This is a genomic window from Runella sp. CRIBMP (assembly GCF_009905605.1).
In the GTDB taxonomy this organism is placed as follows: domain Bacteria; phylum Bacteroidota; class Bacteroidia; order Cytophagales; family Spirosomataceae; genus Runella.
This window is the reverse complement of record NZ_JAAAKZ010000003.1, coordinates 613,092-631,781: the sequence shown is the minus strand read 5'-3', so window position 1 is coordinate 631,781 and position 18,690 is coordinate 613,092. Positions and strand designations below refer to the sequence as shown.

Here is an 18,690-nt window from a genome sequence, read left to right as displayed (position 1 = left end):
TAACATTCAGCAAATCACAAAGATACCCTTCCCGTCCTTCCAGAAAAATGACTTACGTTGCTAATCGGCACTTACCGCGTTTTCACCGACAGATAACCAGAAAAGGTTGATTGGAGGATGAATGATACACAACTTAAAAGGTGTTATATCAAAAATATTTTTGACAATAAATTTGTTGTCAAAAATATTTAACAATAAATTTATTGTCAAAATAAGATAACAACAAAAATATTGTCAAACCATGTCCGTAGATTGGATTAGCCCCAAAATCATAATAGGCCCAACAGCCAAAGGTTCATATTACTACAATCGGCCACAAATAGTAGCAGCTATTTGGGAGCAAATCAACACTGGTACTCACGTACTGTTGGCGGCTCCTCGAAGAGTAGGAAAATCCTCGGTGATGGAGTTTATGGTGGAAAATGGCGAAGAAAATACAAAATGCGTTTTTCGGAATATTCAGGGCATTAAATCTTCGGATGAGTTCTATAAGCGATTTTATGAACTCATTATTTTTTGTCTCTCCAAATTCGACAAGGCAAAAAGTAGGTTTGCGGGCTGGTTTAAAGAAATTAATTTTGAGGAGGTTACCTTAGAGGGTGTCAAGTTTGGTGACAGAAAGTCAATAAACTATTTGGAGGAAATCGGGCGTATACTTCCCAAGTTACAATCCGAAAAAGTAAAAGTGGTGCTGTTTTTAGATGAACTCCCTGAGGTATTGCATAATCTCTATAAAGCTGGCAAAAAAGAAGAAGCTAGTTCCATTTTAGACAATTTGCGAGTGTGGCGGCAGGATGCTCGCCTGAAAGACTGTTTTTGTCTGGTTTTGGCTGGTTCGGTGGGTATTCATCACGTAGTGAAGACGATTGAAGGAAGAACGTCGGACTTAAATGATTTAAAGACCATTGACTTTGAGCCGCTTAATTATGAAGAAGCCTCCGACTATGTGGATAGAGTTACCTACGAGGCAACAGTACAGTACAATGATGAACTGAAAACTATCCTGCTCTCAAAGATTCACTACTACCTTCCGTATTTTATCAACTTAATGTTGGATGAGCTCAACAAAATAGCCCGCAAAACGGGCAACACAACCATATCTCAAAAATCCATCGATACAGCTTTTGATGCTATCGTCAAAAACAGCGACCACTTCAAAGAATGGAAAAACCGGCTGTTTGACTATTTTCCTGCCGACGATGCAGAATACATGAACGAAGTGCTGACGTACATTGCTCATAAAGAGGTGATTAATAAAAGGAAACTCTATGACTTGGCCGGCAAATACAATAAGAAGAATGTGTACGTAGATATGATGGATGGTTTGGAAAAAGACGGTTACATCACTGAGCAAGACGATCAATACGTCTTTATCTCTCCCTTTTTGAAAGCTTTTTGGAAACGCAATAACCCTATTTATGATGGCGAATAGTGAACTGAAAACAGGAAATTGGTTTGTCGATAAGCTTAATTATTATCAGGCAGCCAACAGCGACAACGAATCTCTGAAGAAGAATTTTGTGATTCGTAAAGCTGAATTTGAACTCATTATTGAGGCTTTACGGAGTAAAAAAGCAGACGACCCCTTACAACACGAGTTAGTGCTGGGACGACGCGGAAGCGGCAAATCTACCTTGCTCAAACGTATTCAGATTGAAATAGAGGAAGATGCCGAGTTATCTAAAAAATACATTACCATCAATTTAGCAGAAGAACAGGCTGGTATTTACCGTCTGTCTGACCTTTGGTTTGAAGTTTGGCAGGAATTGACAAATCAGTTAGGCATCTCCGTTTCGTTGCTTGACTTTTCCACGTTCAAGAATGACCAGGAGTATACTCGTTATTTGTTTTCAGAAATCCACAAAGCGTTGACCAAAGCTCATAAAAAGGTGGTGGTATTACTGGATAATCTTGACCGAATACTGGAAAACCTTGACGATGATGGCAATCTGCTGCGCGAACTGTTGCTCAACTATAATGATGTTCAGCTCATTGGCGGAAGCACGCGGATGGACGAGCATTTTTGGCAGTATGATAAACCGTTCTACGAATTTTTCAGAAGGCATCGCTTGGAATCTCTCACATTTGAAGAAATCAACTTGCTCCTGAATCATTGGAGTGATGCCATGGGACTTCCTCCGCTGCACGGGTATGCTCATCAAAACCGAGGTAAAATTGAAGCCATTCGGATTTTAACGGATGGACTGCCACGGACTTTGCAGTTTTTTATTCAAATTCTTCTGCACGAATCTGATTTGTATGGTTTTGACTACATCCGCAAAGTAATGGACAAGGCTACGCCCCTTTACCAGGAGCGACTAAACAGCTTGACGCCTGCACAACGAAAAATTGTTTTGGAAATGGCTTTCCTCTGGGAAGCGTGTTCGACGAAACAATTGGTGGAAAAATGCCGTATGGAGGGAAAACTCATTTCTTCTTATCTAAAACAGCTCTCAAATTATGGTATTATAGAGACAATTCCGACGCAAACAAAAAACCACCTTTATCGTCTTTCGGAGCGGTTTTTTAATATGTGGCTCATCATTACCCAAGGCAACCCGGAGCAAAAACGCAAAGCCATGTGGCTTACCATTTTTTTAGAATCTTGGTACGATGCCGCCGACCTGAAAAACCTTGCTCAGAACTATAAGCAGAAATTAAAAGAGGGAGAAGTGGCCTATGACAAAGCCAATGTATTAACAAAAGCCTTCAGCCAATCTAGGTACATTACGACGTTAGAACGCGACGAATTAATAGACCTGACCACACAATTGGAAAAAAAAATGGCAGGTAGCAGTCAGATATTACCTAAAAAATTTGAAGAAATTTATAATGAAGTCCTTAAATTAATAAATGCCGAAAAGTACGAATTGGCCTTACAAAAAGCAGACGAGATTGAGAATGAAGAAGACGGGGTCAAATTTGGATTAAAAGCGAATATATATGCCGATTTAAGGGAAATAGAAGAGGCTGAAAATTATTACTTGTTAGCCATCGAAAAAGGAGATACAGGTGCTTTGTTTAATTTGGCCAATCTGTACCGTGAACAGGAGAAATTGCAGGAAGCTGAAAATTATTACCTGTTGGCGATTGAAAAAGGAAATATACGGGCTTTATTCAACTTGGCTCTGATGTTCCATGAGCATGAAAAACCCCAAGAAGCCGAAAATTATTACCGGTTAGCCATCGAAAAAGGAGATATAGGTGCTTTAAACAATTTGGCAAATCTTTATCATAATCGAGAAAAATTGCAGGAAGCTGAAAAGTACTATCTGTTGGCCATCGAAAAAGGAAATACACTTGCTTTGTTCAATTTGGCTTTTCTGTACCGCAATCAGGAAAAACCACAGGAAGCGGAAAAGTATTACCTGTTGGCCATCGAAAAAGGAAATAGTAATGCTCTTTATAACTTGGCCTTTTTGTATTTTGAAGAAAACAGGCAGAAAAGTAAAGCTCTACAATATATTATCGAATATAATCAGCATTATAAAGACAAAGACTCTTCCGAATTAGAGATTATTTTCCTGATTTGGAATGGCATCTTCGATAATGTAGACGAAAAAATCAGCTCGTTTTTTGCCGAATACGGCTATGAGAAATTAGATTGGCTACTGGAAAATCTGCTGTACCTAGAACAAAAGCACTTAGTCTTATCTCTCTTTGAAAGTGAACAACATGGCAAAGAATTAAAAGACCGGTACTCATTGTTGTACTATGCAACGTTGATTTTAACCAATAAATCCGACAATAACCTTGAACTCAGAATTCCTCCCGAAGTGCAACCTACGGTGCAGGGAATCATTGAAAAAGTAAAGGAGAAAAATGCTTTTTACGCGCAATAGCTATTGATGCTTACTCCATTTCCAGGCAGCGCCTGGAGACCATAACCTGTCCGGAATGCTCATTTCTTTGTATTCAAAAAATCGCCTACTCATGAAATACCTTGTTCTAAACCTCTTCTTCCTTTTCAGTCTTCACTCATACGCCCAACAAGCCGAGCTCTGGCTCACTAAAGCCGACCAATCGGTGTTGTTCCAAAAACAAACGGAGTCGTTGGCCTTTGGTCCAGAGGTGGGCACTTCACCAAGCATTTACGTTGACGACACCAAGCGGTTTCAATCCATGGATGGGTTTGGGTATACACTCACGGGCGGGAGCGCCACGCTTATCAATGGCCTGAAATCGGCAGAAAAAGCGGCGTTGCTGAAAGAATTATTTGCCACCGATGCCAACAACATCGGCGTCAGCTACCTGCGCATCAGCGTCGGGGCTTCCGATTTGAGCGACCATGTCTTTACCTACAACGACCTTTCTGCGGACCAAACCGACCCCAAGCTGAGTCAATTTTCATTGGCAGAAGAACAAAAAGACCTTATTCCAGTATTAAAGCAAATTCTGGCCATCAATCCCCAAATCAAAATACTGGGTTCTCCTTGGACGCCGCCGTCTTGGATGAAAACCAACAATGATTCTAAAGGAGGAAGCCTCAAGCCTGAGTTTTACGAGGCGTATGCGCGTTATTTGGTGAAATACGTGCAAGAAATGAAAAAACAGGGCATCCAAATTGACGCCCTGACGGTACAGAATGAACCATTGAACCCCGACAATAACCCTAGTCTGCTGATGCCGCAGGATGAGCAGGCAGACTTCATCAAAAAGAGCCTCGGGCCTGCTTTCAAAACCGCTAAACTCAGCACAAAAATCATCATATACGACCACAATGCCGACCGCCCCGACTACCCCATTAGCATCCTGAATGACCCTGATGCCCGCAAGTACATCGACGGTTCGGCTTTTCACCTGTACGGTGGCGGCATCGATGCACTGCGCGATGTGCATGAAGCTCACCCTGACAAAAACCTTTATTTTACCGAACAGTGGCTCGGCGCACCCGCCAATTTCGGGGGAGATTTGCAATGGCACATCAAAAATCTGCTCATTGGCGCACCACGCAATTGGAGCAAAACCGTTTTAGAATGGAATGTAGCCGCCGACCCCAACCAAGGCCCACACACTGACGGGGGCTGCACGGCCTGCTTGGGTGCCGTTACGATTGGTGAAACCGTCACCCGAAATCCCGCTTATTATATCATTGCCCACGCGTCAAAGTTTGTACGACCAGGTTCTGTACGCATTGCCTCCAACGTGACCATGAGTCTGCCCAACGTAGCGTTTAAAACGCCCGACGGTAAAACGGCCCTGATTGTCCTGAACGAAAGCGACAAACCAATGACGTTTAATATCCGCACAAAAAACCGTCAAATCACACCCACGCTCAGCGGAAAAACCGTCGCCACTTTTATCTGGTAATGCCCACAAGGTGGCACTTCCGCGCGGCGGGCTGTTCCGAAGCACTATCCCATTGGAATTTTACACTACATTCACTTTCCTTTAAGAATGTCGGCAGGGAGAATATTCTCTAAATAGACATTTACTTAATTTTTTTCTTTAGTGGCCATCTTATTTTAAAATATTTTTTGAATAAAAAGATTTTTCAGGCATTTTTACAGAGACTTTCCGCCTATATGCACTATTTTAGTCGTTTAGATAACCTGACCCAATGAAACAACTTGACCGCAGAGAATTTTTAAAAACAACCTCATTGGCAGGCATTGGCACACTAATTCACGCCAATGCACTTGCCAACGAATTTCCCTTGGTGCGGGTCGCCGCTGGGCAACGTAAATTTAATAGCTCCGTCATTGAGGCCACGATAAGCCGCATGAAAGGTGTTATAAAAGACCCAGAATTGGCGTGGCTTTTTGAAAATTGTTTTCCCAACACTTTGGATACGACCGTTCATTTTAAACAAAAAGACGGTCGTCCTGATACATTCGTCATCACAGGCGACATCCACGCCATGTGGCTCCGCGACAGCACCGCACAAGTGTGGCCCTATTTGCCATTGGTGACAAAGGACGAATCACTTAAACAACTCATTGCGGGGGTGGTCAACCGCCAAACGGAGTGCATTTTGATTGACCCTTACGCCAACGCGTTCAACGATGGCCCTGGCCACAGCGAATGGCTCAAAGACCACACCGACATGAAGCCCGAACTCCACGAGCGCAAGTGGGAGCTTGACTCTCTTTGCTACACGGTTCGTTTGGCGTATCACTACTGGAAAACGGCGAAAGATGTCAGCGTTTTTGATGAAAAATGGCTAAAAGCAGCGCAGCTCATCATCAGCACCTGCCGCGTACAACAACGCTTGAAAGGCCGTGGACCTTACCGTTTTGGGCGCACCACATCATGGTCAACGGATACGGTACCTGGCAACGGCTACGGCAACAACACTAAACCCAACGGACTCATTCACAGCATATTTAGACCATCAGATGATGCCACGCAATATCCTTTTTTGATTCCATCCAACTTATTTGCCGTCGTTTCTTTCCGTCAAATCGCGGAGATTGCGGAGCAAGTTTATAAGAATCAGGCATTTGCGAATGAATGCAAAAGCTTTGCCAATGAAGTGGAACAGGCCATCAAGAAATACGCCGTTATCAACCATCCCCAATTTGGTCCGATGTACGCCATGGAAGTCGACGGATTCGGCAATTGCCTTTTTCAAGACGACGCCAACGTTCCCAATTTGCTTGGGTTGCCGTATTTGGGCGCGGTGAATCCCAACGATAAAATCTACCAAAATACGCGTCGGTTTGTATTGAGCGAGTCTAACCCGTATTTTTTCAAAGGCAAAGCAGCCGAAGGTATCGGTAGTCCGCATACGTTGGTGAACCAAATTTGGCCCATGAGCATCATCATGCGCGCCATGACGTCAAACGACGACGCCGAAATTCTCGCCCAATTGCGTTTTCTAAAAAATACGCACGCCAAAACGGGCTTTATGCACGAGTCATTTGACAAAGACGATGCGAGTCAATTTACCCGCAAATGGTTTGCGTGGGCCAACACACTTTTCGGAGAGTTATTGCTCAAAATTGAACGCGAGCGACCGCATCTATTAAGCAAAATATAATTCACAGAGAGACGCTAAGGCGTAGCGTAAATAAATCAAGATGACTTTTATTGATTATTTCTTCGCATTTGTCATTCGCACCAATATGCCCCTCACATTCTCGAATTTAAAAGACCATTAAAACCAATGAAAAAAAGTTTTTCTTTCTTACTAACGCTGCTGATTACGCATACGCTGGTTGCCCAACAACATTCGGAGCAAAATCACAGCAAATACATGGCCCCTTCTGACCCACAGGTAAAACAAAAACTGAGCCAGTGGCAAAATGTCAAGTTTGGTCTATTGATGCACTGGGGCCTTTACAGCCAATGGGGCATTGTAGAAAGTTGGAGCCTTTGCCCCGAAGACGAAGGCTGGTGCGAACGCAAAGGGCCTTACAAAGACAACTGGTTTGAGTACAAAAAAGCCTACGAAAATCTACAAAGCACCTTCAATCCCACGCAGTTTGCCCCCGAAAAATGGGCCGCTGCCGCCAAGAATGCAGGGATGAAATACGTGGTTTTTACGACCAAACACCACGACGGTTTTTGCATGTTTGACACCAAACAAACAGATTATAAAATCACCAAATCGCCTTTTGGCAGCAATCCACGCAGCAATATCGCCAAAGAAGTATTCGGGGCGTTCCGCAACGAAGGCTTTATGGTAGGGGCGTATTTCTCCAAACCCGACTGGCATACCAACGATTATTGGTGGTCGTATTTCCCGCCTAAAGACCGCAATCCGTCGTACCATCCTGCCAAATATCCTCAAAAATGGGAAAGCTTCAAGAAGTTTACCTACAACCAAATTGAAGAATTGATGAGCGATTACGGCAAAATGGACATCCTCTGGCTCGACGGCGGTTGGGTGCGGCCTTTCAGCAGCATTGATACGACCGTTTCGTGGCAAAAAGCCATTCCGTTTGACCAAGACATCGACATGGCGCGCATTGCCAAAAGAGGCCGCGAACTTCAACCGGGCTTATTAGTGGTAGACCGAACAGTGTCGGGCGAGTTTGAGAACTATGTGACACCCGAACACCAAATTCCTGACCATTACATGCCTATTCCATGGGAAACCTGCATGACGATGGGTGATTCGTGGAGCTACATTCCCAAAGAAAACTTTAAATCAGCGCGTAAATTGATTCATATTTTGGCCGACATTGTTTCTAAAAATGGTAACTTGTTGCTCAACATTGCCCCTAGTCCCGACGGAGATTTTCATGCCGAAGCCTATCAACGCTTAGAAGAAATCGGAAAATGGATAAAAGTAAATGGTGAAGCTATTTACGAAACCCGAGGCGACAATGAAGTCGGCAAACAAGGCAAATGGGTCTTTACACACAAAGGCACTAATACAACCTACGCGATTTATCTTGCCGATGAAGGCGAGGCTTTGCCGTCGAACGTCGAAATTGGAAAGTTAAATTTGGATAAGACCGCCAAAATCTCGCTCTTAGGAAATCCTGAAAACCTAAAATGGACCATGAAAGAAGGGAAAGTAGCCGTGCAGATTTCCGAAAAATTGGCAAAGAAAACGCCCAATAGTTATGCTTACGTTTTAAAAATCACAAAGTAAAGTATAAACTTTCTTACGAACACTACCCAACCTACAAACTAACACACATGCAATCAAGAAGACACTTCATCCGTTGGTCGGCGCTTAGCCTGCCGCTGCTTTCATTCAGCAAGGCATTTTCTAAGAAAATCGCCGTAACTAAGCCCATCGTTGTTTCCACATGGGACAGTGGCTTGCCCGTCAACGCCGTGGCTTGGAAAGTATTGAAACAACCCAACGGACGGGCACTGGACGCCGTGGAAGCGGGGGCGCGCTCCATCGAAGATACCATCAATTGCTGCGTAGGTTTGGGCGGCAATCCCGACCGGGAAGGGAAAGTCACCTTGGATGCGTGCATCATGGACGACAAATTCAACTGCGGCTCCGTAATGGCGCTCCAACACATCAAACACCCGATTTCGGTAGCGCGAAAAGTGATGGAAAACACCCCGCACGTCCAGCTCGTAGGCGATGGCGCCCTGCAATTTGCGCTGGAGAGTGGTTTTCAGAAAGAACCCGATAAACTTTCGGCCGATGCTGAAAAAACGTATAAAGAATGGCTAAAAAAATCTGAATACAAGCCTGTTATCAACATCGAACAGCAACAAAGCAAAGGCCAAAAAACCAAAGGCGGCCCATTTGCCCCCAACTTTTTTGACGACGGTACACCCAACCACGACACTATGGGAACCATTGCGATGGATGCTGCGGGCAACCTGTCGGGCGCGTGTACTACCAGCGGCATGGCCTTCAAAATGCATGGCCGCGTGGGCGACTCTCCCATCATCGGTTCAGGATTGTACGTTGACAATGAAGTAGGAGCCGCCACCGGTTCTGGCCAAGGCGAAGAAGTCATTCGCGTAGCGGGAACGCACCTCATTGTGGAGATGATGCGCATGGGTAAAAGTCCCGAAGAGGCCTGCAAAATTGCCGTGGAGCGCATTGTAAAAATCAACCCAACCAAGGCCAAAGATTTTCAGGTGGGATTCATCGCCATCAATAAGCAGGGCGAATACGGTGCGTACTCTATTCACCACGGCTTCAATTACTCCGTCACACACACCGACGACGGTGGTAAGGTATTTATGGCGAAGAGTATTTTTCCGAAAGGCTAATTTCTGCCAAGTTTTTTACTGACCTCGGTGTAGCTCCGTGTTTCCTCTGTGGTTAAAAACCGCCTCCTAACCCATGAAAAAATACTTTTTTCTATTCTTTGTCTATCAATCAGTTTTTGCCCAGGACTGGCTCGTTGCGCCTATTGCCCCAAAAAGCGAAGTGAAGCTCCTGAAAAATGGCCGAATCATTGAAATCAGCAACGGACTGATTGCCCGTCAAATTCAGATTTCGCCCAATGCCGCCACCGTCAGCTACAAAAACCTGACGACCAACGAGCAGTTTGTGCGGTCGGTGCGCCCCGAAGCCCGCGTAACGCTCAACGGTAAATCCTACAACGTGGGCGGGCTGTATGGCCAGAAGGAACATGCGTATATGTTGGAAGAATGGACGGACGCGTTTAATGGAAATTCAACTGATTTTCAGTTTGTTCGTCACGAAATCGTCGCTATAAAACCCCATTTTGAGTGGAAGCCTACCACCTGGACGGCCAACAAAAACCTACCGACGGGCAAAGGCGTGGTTCTGTATTTTGCCTCAAACAACGCTGAACTGAAGGGCGTAGAGGTAGCCGTTCATTATGAAATATTTGACGGAATACCTGTATTGGAAAAATGGGTAACGATTGAAAACAAATCGGGCAACGAGCTAAAAATCAATCAGGTAGTCAACGAGATTTTGGCCACGCCCGAGGAAGAATCGGCGGTGGTGGGCAAGCCCGAAAAGATGAAAAAGCCGCATAAGCTCTACATCGAAAACAATTTTGCCTACAACAACGCCATGCGCTACGAGCTATCTGACCAAGCCACGCACTGGAAAATCGACAGCAGCTATACCTCGCAAGTCAACTATTATCTCGAAACCCCCTGCGTGGTAGAAGTGTATCCAATGTTGGGCGTTGGCATCGATTTGGCCGCTAAAGAATCTTACACCTCCATTCGTTCGTACGAATTATTGTTGGACTCCTACGACCGCGAACGCAACGGCTTGGCGCGCCGCAAAATGTACCGCACGCTGTTTCCGTGGACCACCCAAAATCCCATTTTTATGCACCTCATCAGCACGGAGCCAGAAAAGGTCAAAAGCGTGATTGACCAGTGTGCCGAAACGGGTTACGAAATGGTTATTTTGAGTTTTGGCAGCGGCCTCAACATGGAAGATGCTTCAGAGGCTAACATTCAAAAATTTAAGGCATTAGCCGATTATGCCCACAGCAAAGGCATTAAACTAGGCGGTTATTCACTATTCAGCAGTCGCCGAATTGACGACGAAAACGACGTCATTGACCCCGTTACGGGCTTGCCCGACAAAGCCGCTTTCTTTGGTCATGCGCCTTGTTTGGCGAGCAAATGGGGGCTTAATTACATAAAAAGTCTGAAAAAATTCATCGCCGAAACGGGTTTTGACCTACTCGAACACGACGGCCCTTATCCCGGCGACGTATGCGCTTCGACCAAACACCCGGGCCATAAAGGATTGGACGATTCGCAGTGGGTACAAATGTCGATGCAAAAAGAATTGTATCAGTGGCTCAACGGTCGTGGCGTTTACATCAATGCACCCGATTGGTACTTTCTGGATGGTTCACACAAGATTGCATTGGGCTACCGCGAAGTCAATTTTTCGCTGTCACGGGCACAGCAAAAAATACTCAATCGGCAGAATATCTACGACGGGTTGTGGGAAAAAACGCCGTCGATGAGCTGGGGGTTTGTGCCACTTACCAAATACCAAGGCGGCACCGCCGACGCAGTATTGGAGCCGTTGAGCGAGCACCTGACCGACTACAAACAACTCATGATGCAGTACTACGGAGCGGGCGTGCAAGCCTGCTACCGAGGTCCCCGCCTGTACGATACCGACGCCACCAAACAGGTTGTAAAAGAAACCATTGATTGGTATAAAAAATACCGCGACATCCTCAATTCTGACATTCTTCACCTGCGCCGCCCCGACGGCCGTGACTGGGACGGCATCATGCACGTAAATCCAGCGTTGAAAGAAAAGGGACTGATGATGGTGTATAATCCCCTGAAAGAAGCCATTACCCGAAAAATAAAACTGCCGCTTTACTACACTGGTTTGAGCAAAGAAGCCCTGATTCGTACCCAAGAAGGCAAAGCCGCAAAGTATGTATTGGACAGAAATTATAACGCCGAAATTACCGTCACTATTCCTGCCGAAGGTTATACGTGGCTGGTGGTGGAATGATGTATGCCTCTAATGCAACGAATAAACCCTTTCAGGGTGACACTTTACGTTATTTCAATGAAACAACTACCTACCTTTCTTCTTTGCCTTTTTTCCGCCGTTGCTTTGGCCCAAGCCCCCATTGAGCTTAAATGGTGGAAACCCTCCGACAGTCCGTTTGCCGTCATTGATGGGCAGGCGTGGTCGGGTGAGATGCGCGATACTATTCAGCGTTTTCCACCACGAGCGGAGAGCATGGTTAGGAAAGCCGTTTGGAATCTGTCTCGCAACAGCGCAGGGCTTTCGATTCGGTTTGTGAGCGATGCCCCACAAATCATTGTTCGCTACAAAGTAACTGGCAACACCGCCATGCCGCACATGCCCGCTACGGGCGTCAGCGGGGTAGATTTATACGGCCTTGACAGCGACGGAAATTGGCATTTAGCAAACGGGAAGTACAGTTTTAAAGATACGGTTCAATACAATTTTGATAAACTGAAACCCAACGACAATTATCATAAACTGGGCCGTGAATACCGCTTGTTTCTTCCGTTGTACAATAGCGTCAGAGATTTGGAGATTGGCGTGCCTGCGGGCAGTATTTTTACCGTTCTTCCTCAACGGATGGAAAAACCCATCGTGGTCTATGGTACTTCCATTGCGCAGGGTGCGTGTGCCTCGCGCCCGGGCATGGCTTGGACCAATATTCTAGCCCGAAAACTCGACCGTACGGTGATTAATCTGGGTTTTTCAGGAAACGGGCGTTTGGAAAAGGAGGTTATTGACCTCATCAACGAAATCGACGCCAAGGTGTTTGTGTTGGATTGTTTACCGAATCTGATTTACCCCATTGTTGAACGCAAAGAGTTACAAAAACGAATCATCGAATCGGTCAAAACCCTGCGCACCAAACACCCCAATACGCCTATTTTACTCACTGAGCACGACGGCTACACCGACAGCTACTTGATACCACACCGTCAACCGCTGTTTGAAGAGGCCAACCAAGATTTGCGTGAAGCCTTTACTCAATTGACGAACGAAAAAGTGTCTAACATTTACCTATTGCCCATCTCTGCCATTGGAATTGACCATGAAGGAATGGTGGATGGCACGCACCCCAACGATTTGGGTATGATGCGGTATGCCGATGCTTACGAAAAAAAGTTGCGTGAAATCTTGCAACAACCCGTTGGCACACTCAAAACGCAAATTCCCGTGCGACACAACCGCGAGCCGGGCAGTTACAATTGGGAAGAACGACACAACGCAATCTTGAAACTCAATCAAACCGAGCCGACCAAAGTGCTAATGATTGGCAATTCAATCACGCACAATTGGGGTGGCAAACCCCTCAACAACCGCATAAAGGGGGCCGATGCTTGGCAAAAGTACCTAGAACCGTTTCAGGCCCGCAATTTTGGTTTTGGCTGGGACAGGGTTGAAAATGTGCTTTGGCGCGTGTATCATGACGAACTGGACGGAATTTCACCCGATAAAATAATCATTAACATCGGCACAAATAACCTCCACCTCAACACCGATGATGAAATTATTCAAGGCCTAAAACTCTTGGCGCAGGCCATTCAAACTCAACAGCCCAAAGCTAAAATCACGCTACTGGGCATCTATCCGCGTCGTGAGCAGGAAAACCGCGTCGTGACGTTGAACCAAGGCATTCAGGCGCTGGCCCAATCCATTGGCGTTGGTTACGCCAATATTGGCAAACCTCTACTCCTAAAAACTGGCAAAATCGACGAAAAGATGTTTTCCGACGGCCTGCATCCCAACGCGGCTGGTTATGAACTTCTAGGCAAAGAACTACAACCCATTTTAAAAGAAAATTAACCCTTCAACAAACCACCCCATTATGAAAAAAAATGCTATTTACATTGTACTCTTTCTGTTGGCAATTCTAAATTCTTTCGCTCAAACCAAGTCCAAAGAATTTAAAGTAGTGGGCTATTACGTTCCTACGATTCCCGCCGAACAAATCCCGATTGACTTACTCACGCATATCAATTTTGCCTTTGCTATTCCCGCCAAAACGGGCGATACGCTAGAACCGTTGAGAGACCCCGAGCCGCTGAAAAAATTGGTCAGTTTTGTACATAAAAACAAAAAACAAGTGTTCATTTCCATCGGTGGCTGGGGCATTGGTGATGGCGGCGGCGATGATACGCGCTTTCATAAAATGGCCGAACGCCCCGAAGGACGGCATACATTTGTCAAAAATGTAATGAAATTTGTTCGTACCTATAACGTTGACGGCGTGGACTTGGACTGGGAATACCCCGACGAAGACAGTCGCTCGGCCGATGATTATGTGGCGTTGGTCAATGAATTGGGCGATTCGCTTCACAGTAAAGGCAAAAAGCTGACGGCAGCGGTGATTTCGTACGGCAAAAAAGGTTACGGCATGAAAAAAGAAGCCTTGGATAAAATGGACTGGATCAACCTCATGGCCTACGACGACGACTACGGCCCGAGCTACATCAAAGCACATTCGCCTTATTCTTTGGCCGTCAAAAGTTTAGATTATTGGACGAAAGAAAGACAAATCCCCGTCAACAAAACTCTCTTAGGATTGCCGTTTTACTCCAAAAAAGGAATGGGAAACTACGGCCCCGACTACAAATCCCTGCTCAAAGATGGTGCCAGTCCGTTGGACGATTATTGGAAAGGAGCTTTCTACAACGGTACGTTGACCATCGAACAAAAAACCCGCATGGCCAAAGAGCGCGGTTGCGGTGGCGTCATGATTTGGGAAATTTCCTGCGACACAAACGACGAATATTCCCTTTTGAAAGCCATTAAACGCGGCGCTCAATAGTTTAATCTGTCTCTCTACACCTGTGGTTTAAAAAACTCGCTTCACTATGAAATCATTCCCTTTATTCATACTCTTACTGTTATGTTTCTACGAAAGCCGTTCGCAAACCAACGACGTTTGGCAGATTACGTATCTAAGAAAAAACAACGGAAAAGTACCACCCAATCAAGACCCGATTATTGTATTAGCGTCGGTCTCTGGGACGAGCGTTTCGTCGGAAAAAATCATCAAAGGCGAGACTAAAACTCCTTTTGAAATCAGCTTTGTAGACCGAGCCGATAACAGCCTGTATCAAATTGCGTTTTTCGCCAACGGTAAAACCCTCATGACGCAGGACAGCAAAGCATTGGCAGAGCAAAAAATTGAATTGCTACCAGAAACACAACTGATTTTAGGTTACACCTGCAAAAAAGCCACTACCGTTGTCAACTCCAACCGCATCGACCTTTGGTACACCGAAGAGCTAAAAGTAAAAGGTGCACCCTCGGCATTGGGACAAAACTTGGGGATAGTTTTGAAAATGGTACGCAACGGCAACAGTGAAACCGAAGCCGTGAAGATTGAAAAAAACACCCCTTGGGCGGCCAAAAACCAACTTCCTCAACCCAATCCGCAGCGAGTAGATGCCCTTACGTACAAGGACGAACTTTGGAAAAGTCGATTTATTCAACTGCCCGTTTTCAGCCACCAAATCATCAATTTTTCGGATTCGGTTCATGCCGCAAATCAAGTGGTTCGGTTTGCTCACGGCACCGTGATTGCCAAAAAAGTAAAATTCCCCTCGGTTGGTGCCAGCTCAAATGTTTTTCTAGAACTTTCGCAGTATTCCAACGGCGACGCCTACGACCGCACAGGTTCGGTATTTATGATTCCGACCCAGCGTAAACTATCGTTTTTGGACGCCCTGCAAAAATCGGTGAAAGAATTGCCCATTTACGAAAACGGCAATGGAAAACAGTACCAAGGTGTTGTCCAAACGCCTGATTATCTGCCCGTACTGGAGTTGATGCGGTTTTTTACGCCTTTTGGCGTACGTCAGTACAATTATTTACAACTCAAAAACAAAACTTGGGCCGATTCCACTTATTACCGTCAGGACATCAGCGACTTGCTGCCTGCCTACAACGGTCAGGAAGTGTGGGTGGCGGTCTTTATCGGTAATTACGACAAAGGCGGCCATAAAGTAAGTCTCAATTTTTCTGTTCACCCCAACGAACGCCCCACCGCTAAGCAGCAAGCCCGAATAGTGCCGCTTTTCAACACCACTAACGTCATGGAAATGGCAGGCCAAGAATACGGAACAATGTTCAACAACGAAAAAGGCTTACAAGTGACCTTCGATGTACCCGAAGGGGCCAAAAACCTAAAACTCCGCTACATCACAACGGGCCACGGTGGCTGGGGCAACGGCGACGAATTTGTACCCAAAGCCAATACAATCTCCGTAGACGGCCGACAGATTTTTACCATCACGCCGTGGCGCGCCGACTGCGGCAGTTACCGGCTGGTCAATCCTGCTTCGGGCAATTTCAACAACGGACTCTCGTCGTCTGACCTGAGTCGCTCCAACTGGTGCCCTGGCACCGTAACCAACCCAATTTGGATAGAATTGGGCAACCTACCGGCTGGCAAGCATACCCTCCAAGTACACATACCACAGGGCCTCCCCGAAGGCGGTAGCTTCAGCGCATGGAACGTGTCTGGTGCGCTGATGGGCGAATGGTAAGACCGCGCAAAACGGCACGAAGGTAACTTTCCTGCGTACATTTCGTTACCTTCGTGCAGTTATTTGCCTCATTTCCCATGCGCATGATTTCCCCAAACAAGCTTTTACTGCTCACCCCGCCGTTTACCCAACTCAATACTCCCTACCCGGCCACGGCCTATATCAAGGGTTTTTTGAACACGTTGGGCGTGCCGTCGTGGCAGGCAGATTTGGGCATTGAAGTCATTTTAGCGCTTTTTTCTCCCCACGGACTTACCCAATTGTTTGACGCCCTCGACCACGCCGAGCATGACATCGAACTATCGGACAATGCCTTTCGCATTTATAGTCTCCGGGACGAGTACATCACGACCATTGAGCCCGTAATTCTTTTTTTACAGAACAAAAATCCCACGCTCGCTCACAGCATTTGTGACCGTACGTACTTGCCCGAAGCCTCCCGCTTCAAAGAAGTAGAAGACCTCGAATGGGCCTTTGGCACAATGGGCACGCAAGACAAAGCCCGTCACTTGGCCACGCTATATTTGGAAGATTTGGGGGATTTTATTCAGGAAAGCGTCGACCCGCATTTTGGTTTTAGCCGCTACGCCGAGCGTTTGGGCCGCACGGCTACGCATTTTGATGAAATGCAAGTGTCGCTGAAGGCTCCCGATACGCTGATTACAACGCTGTTGACGGAATTGCTCGACCAAAAAATCAACATGTTTTCGCCGACGGTCGTTTGCCTGACCGTGCCCTTTCCGGGCAATCTTTTCGGGGCTTTCAAATGCGGTCAACACCTAAAAAAACACTATCCCGACATCAAAATCGTGATGGGGGGTGGGTTTTGTAACACCGAACTCCGCTCACTGTCAGACCCGCGCGTGTTTAAGTACGTCGATTATATCTGCTTAGACGATGGGGAAGCACCTTTGCGCTCGCTGTTGGAGTATCTGGAACAAAAACGACCGCTGGAAAAACTCAAGCGTATTTTTTCATTGGTGGATAACCAAGTGGTTTTCCAAAACGGAGCCTCCGAAAAAGACGTAGCCCAACGCGAAACGGGCACGCCCGATTATACCGATTTGAAATTGATGGATTATTTGTCGGTCATTGAGATTGTCAATCCAATGCACCGGCTCTGGAGCGACGGGCGGTGGAACAAGCTGACCTTGGCGCACGGTTGTTATTGGGGGAAATGCTCTTTTTGCGATATTTCACTGGATTACATCAAAAACTACGAACCCCTAACGGCCTCACTCATCTGCGACCGCATCGAAGAAATCATTCAGAAAACCAAACAGAACGGTTTTCATTTTGTAGACGAAGCGGCGCCACCAGCGCTGTTGCGGGATGTAGCCATCGAAATCATTCGTCGAAAATTAACCGTGGTCTGGTGGACCAACATTCGTTTTGAAAAGAATTTCACGCATGATTTGTCCATTCTCCTGAAGGCTTCTGGCTGCATTGCCATGTCGGGAGGGTTGGAAGTAGCATCGGACCGGTTATTGGAAAAGATGAAAAAGGGCGTTACCGTGGGGCAGGTTGCCCGCGTCACCGACGGTTTTACGCAGGCGGGTATCATGGTTCATGCCTATTTGATGTACGGTTTTCCGACCCAAACTACGCAGGAAACCGTTGATTCACTAGAAATGGTGCGGCAATTGTTCCAAAATGGCGTGTTGCAATCGGGCTTTTGGCACCGTTTTGCCATGACTTCACATAGCCCCGTGGGCTTGCACCCCGAAGCTTTTGATGTACAACGAATTGGCCCCGATTTCGGCGGTTTTGCCGACAACGACCTCTATCACGACGACCCAACGGGAGCCAATCACGACCAGTTTGGGGAGGGTTTGCGCAAGTCGCTGTTCAATTATATGCACGGCGTAGGGTTTGAGATTCCACTCAATAAGTGGTTTCCGTTCAAAGTACCTTCCACGACCATTCCTCCAAATTATATTCAAAAGCAAATTACCCAGTACGAAGATTCGGTTCGTAAAAACGCCTTTGTGGTTTGGTTAGGAAGCCTGCCTTCGTTGGCCAATTTTGAGGTAAAACAAGGCAAAAAAACAGTGCAGATGGCCGAACTTCATTTTTACCACAAAAAGCACGATTTAGTGCTTGAAGTACCTGCCGCAATGGGAGATTTCTGGATGGAGATATTCCCAAAAATTGCGATTACTAACTTCGAGAAGCCTTTTTTGTATCAACAATTACAAAGCGATTTTGAAACTAAATCCTTCGGAAGTTTTGACGCTTTTAGCAAAACTACCGCTTGGAAGCAATTGCGCGAGAATGGATTGTTAATTCTGTAATTTGTGATCG

Annotated in this window: 11 protein-coding genes; all 11 read left to right on the top strand. The window is 46.1% G+C overall.

Annotated elements, in window-relative coordinates:
• The first annotated feature begins 241 nt into the window (after positions 1-241).
• The 11 genes from GVN20_RS12400 to GVN20_RS12350 all read left to right on the top strand — a co-directional run bounded on the left by GVN20_RS12400 (position 242) and on the right by GVN20_RS12350 (position 18,680).
• Positions 242-1,432, top strand: a complete 1,191-nt coding sequence (locus tag GVN20_RS12400; protein WP_166558621.1) for an AAA family ATPase — start codon at positions 242-244, stop codon at positions 1,430-1,432.
• Positions 1,419-3,842, top strand: coding sequence for a tetratricopeptide repeat protein (locus GVN20_RS12395; RefSeq protein ID WP_166558620.1), 2,424 nt, complete (start codon positions 1,419-1,421; stop codon positions 3,840-3,842). Before GVN20_RS12400 ends, GVN20_RS12395 begins: the two co-directional genes overlap by 14 nt.
• A 91-nt stretch (positions 3,843-3,933) precedes the next feature.
• Positions 3,934-5,310: a glycoside hydrolase family 30 beta sandwich domain-containing protein gene (locus GVN20_RS12390; protein ID WP_166558619.1), complete on the top strand. Its 1,377-nt coding sequence runs from the start codon at positions 3,934-3,936 to the stop codon at positions 5,308-5,310.
• A gap of 250 nt (positions 5,311-5,560) precedes the next feature.
• Entirely contained in the window at positions 5,561-6,982 is a 1,422-nt protein-coding gene (locus GVN20_RS12385) for a glycoside hydrolase family 125 protein (protein ID WP_166558618.1), read from the top strand.
• 126 nt (positions 6,983-7,108) lie between these two features.
• Positions 7,109-8,545, top strand: coding sequence for an alpha-L-fucosidase (locus tag GVN20_RS12380; protein WP_166558617.1), 1,437 nt, complete (start codon positions 7,109-7,111; stop codon positions 8,543-8,545).
• A gap of 47 nt (positions 8,546-8,592) precedes the next feature.
• Positions 8,593-9,639 (top strand): isoaspartyl peptidase/L-asparaginase family protein, encoded by a 1,047-nt coding sequence (locus GVN20_RS12375; RefSeq protein WP_166558616.1) that lies wholly within the window; start codon positions 8,593-8,595, stop codon positions 9,637-9,639.
• A gap of 73 nt (positions 9,640-9,712) precedes the next feature.
• The gene (locus GVN20_RS12370; RefSeq protein WP_166558615.1) at positions 9,713-11,848 is read left to right on the top strand and encodes a glycoside hydrolase family 36 N-terminal domain-containing protein; all 2,136 of its coding nucleotides are present in this window, start codon (positions 9,713-9,715) and stop codon (positions 11,846-11,848) included.
• 57 nt (positions 11,849-11,905) lie between these two features.
• The gene (locus tag GVN20_RS12365; RefSeq protein WP_166558614.1) at positions 11,906-13,675 is read left to right on the top strand and encodes an SGNH/GDSL hydrolase family protein; all 1,770 of its coding nucleotides are present in this window, start codon (positions 11,906-11,908) and stop codon (positions 13,673-13,675) included.
• Positions 13,676-13,697: 22 nt separating this feature from the next.
• The gene (locus GVN20_RS12360) at positions 13,698-14,660 is read left to right on the top strand and encodes a glycosyl hydrolase family 18 protein (protein ID WP_166558613.1); all 963 of its coding nucleotides are present in this window, start codon (positions 13,698-13,700) and stop codon (positions 14,658-14,660) included.
• A 46-nt stretch (positions 14,661-14,706) separates the two neighbouring features.
• Positions 14,707-16,386, top strand: coding sequence for a PNGase F N-terminal domain-containing protein (locus GVN20_RS12355; RefSeq protein ID WP_166558612.1), 1,680 nt, complete (start codon positions 14,707-14,709; stop codon positions 16,384-16,386).
• A 77-nt stretch (positions 16,387-16,463) separates the two neighbouring features.
• Complete coding sequence (locus tag GVN20_RS12350; protein WP_166558611.1) at positions 16,464-18,680, top strand: radical SAM protein; 2,217 nt, start codon at positions 16,464-16,466, stop codon at positions 18,678-18,680.
• Positions 18,681-18,690: the final 10 nt, after the last annotated feature.

Bases quoted from the DNA above. Each gene is read 5' to 3' on its own strand.
- GVN20_RS12355 (WP_166558612.1), top strand. From the start codon at position 14,707: ATGAAATCATTCCCTTTATTCATACTCTTACTGTTATGTTTCTACGAA.
- GVN20_RS12370 (WP_166558615.1), top strand. From the start codon at position 9,713: ATGAAAAAATACTTTTTTCTATTCTTTGTCTATCAATCAGTTTTTGCC.
- GVN20_RS12400 (WP_166558621.1), top strand. From the start codon at position 242: ATGTCCGTAGATTGGATTAGCCCCAAAATCATAATAGGCCCAACAGCC.
- GVN20_RS12390 (WP_166558619.1), top strand. From the start codon at position 3,934: ATGAAATACCTTGTTCTAAACCTCTTCTTCCTTTTCAGTCTTCACTCA.
- GVN20_RS12360 (WP_166558613.1), top strand. From the start codon at position 13,698: ATGAAAAAAAATGCTATTTACATTGTACTCTTTCTGTTGGCAATTCTA.
- GVN20_RS12365 (WP_166558614.1), top strand. From the start codon at position 11,906: ATGAAACAACTACCTACCTTTCTTCTTTGCCTTTTTTCCGCCGTTGCT.
- GVN20_RS12380 (WP_166558617.1), top strand. From the start codon at position 7,109: ATGAAAAAAAGTTTTTCTTTCTTACTAACGCTGCTGATTACGCATACG.
- GVN20_RS12350 (WP_166558611.1), top strand. From the start codon at position 16,464: ATGCGCATGATTTCCCCAAACAAGCTTTTACTGCTCACCCCGCCGTTT.
- GVN20_RS12375 (WP_166558616.1), top strand. From the start codon at position 8,593: ATGCAATCAAGAAGACACTTCATCCGTTGGTCGGCGCTTAGCCTGCCG.
- GVN20_RS12385 (WP_166558618.1), top strand. From the start codon at position 5,561: ATGAAACAACTTGACCGCAGAGAATTTTTAAAAACAACCTCATTGGCA.
- GVN20_RS12395 (WP_166558620.1), top strand. From the start codon at position 1,419: ATGATGGCGAATAGTGAACTGAAAACAGGAAATTGGTTTGTCGATAAG.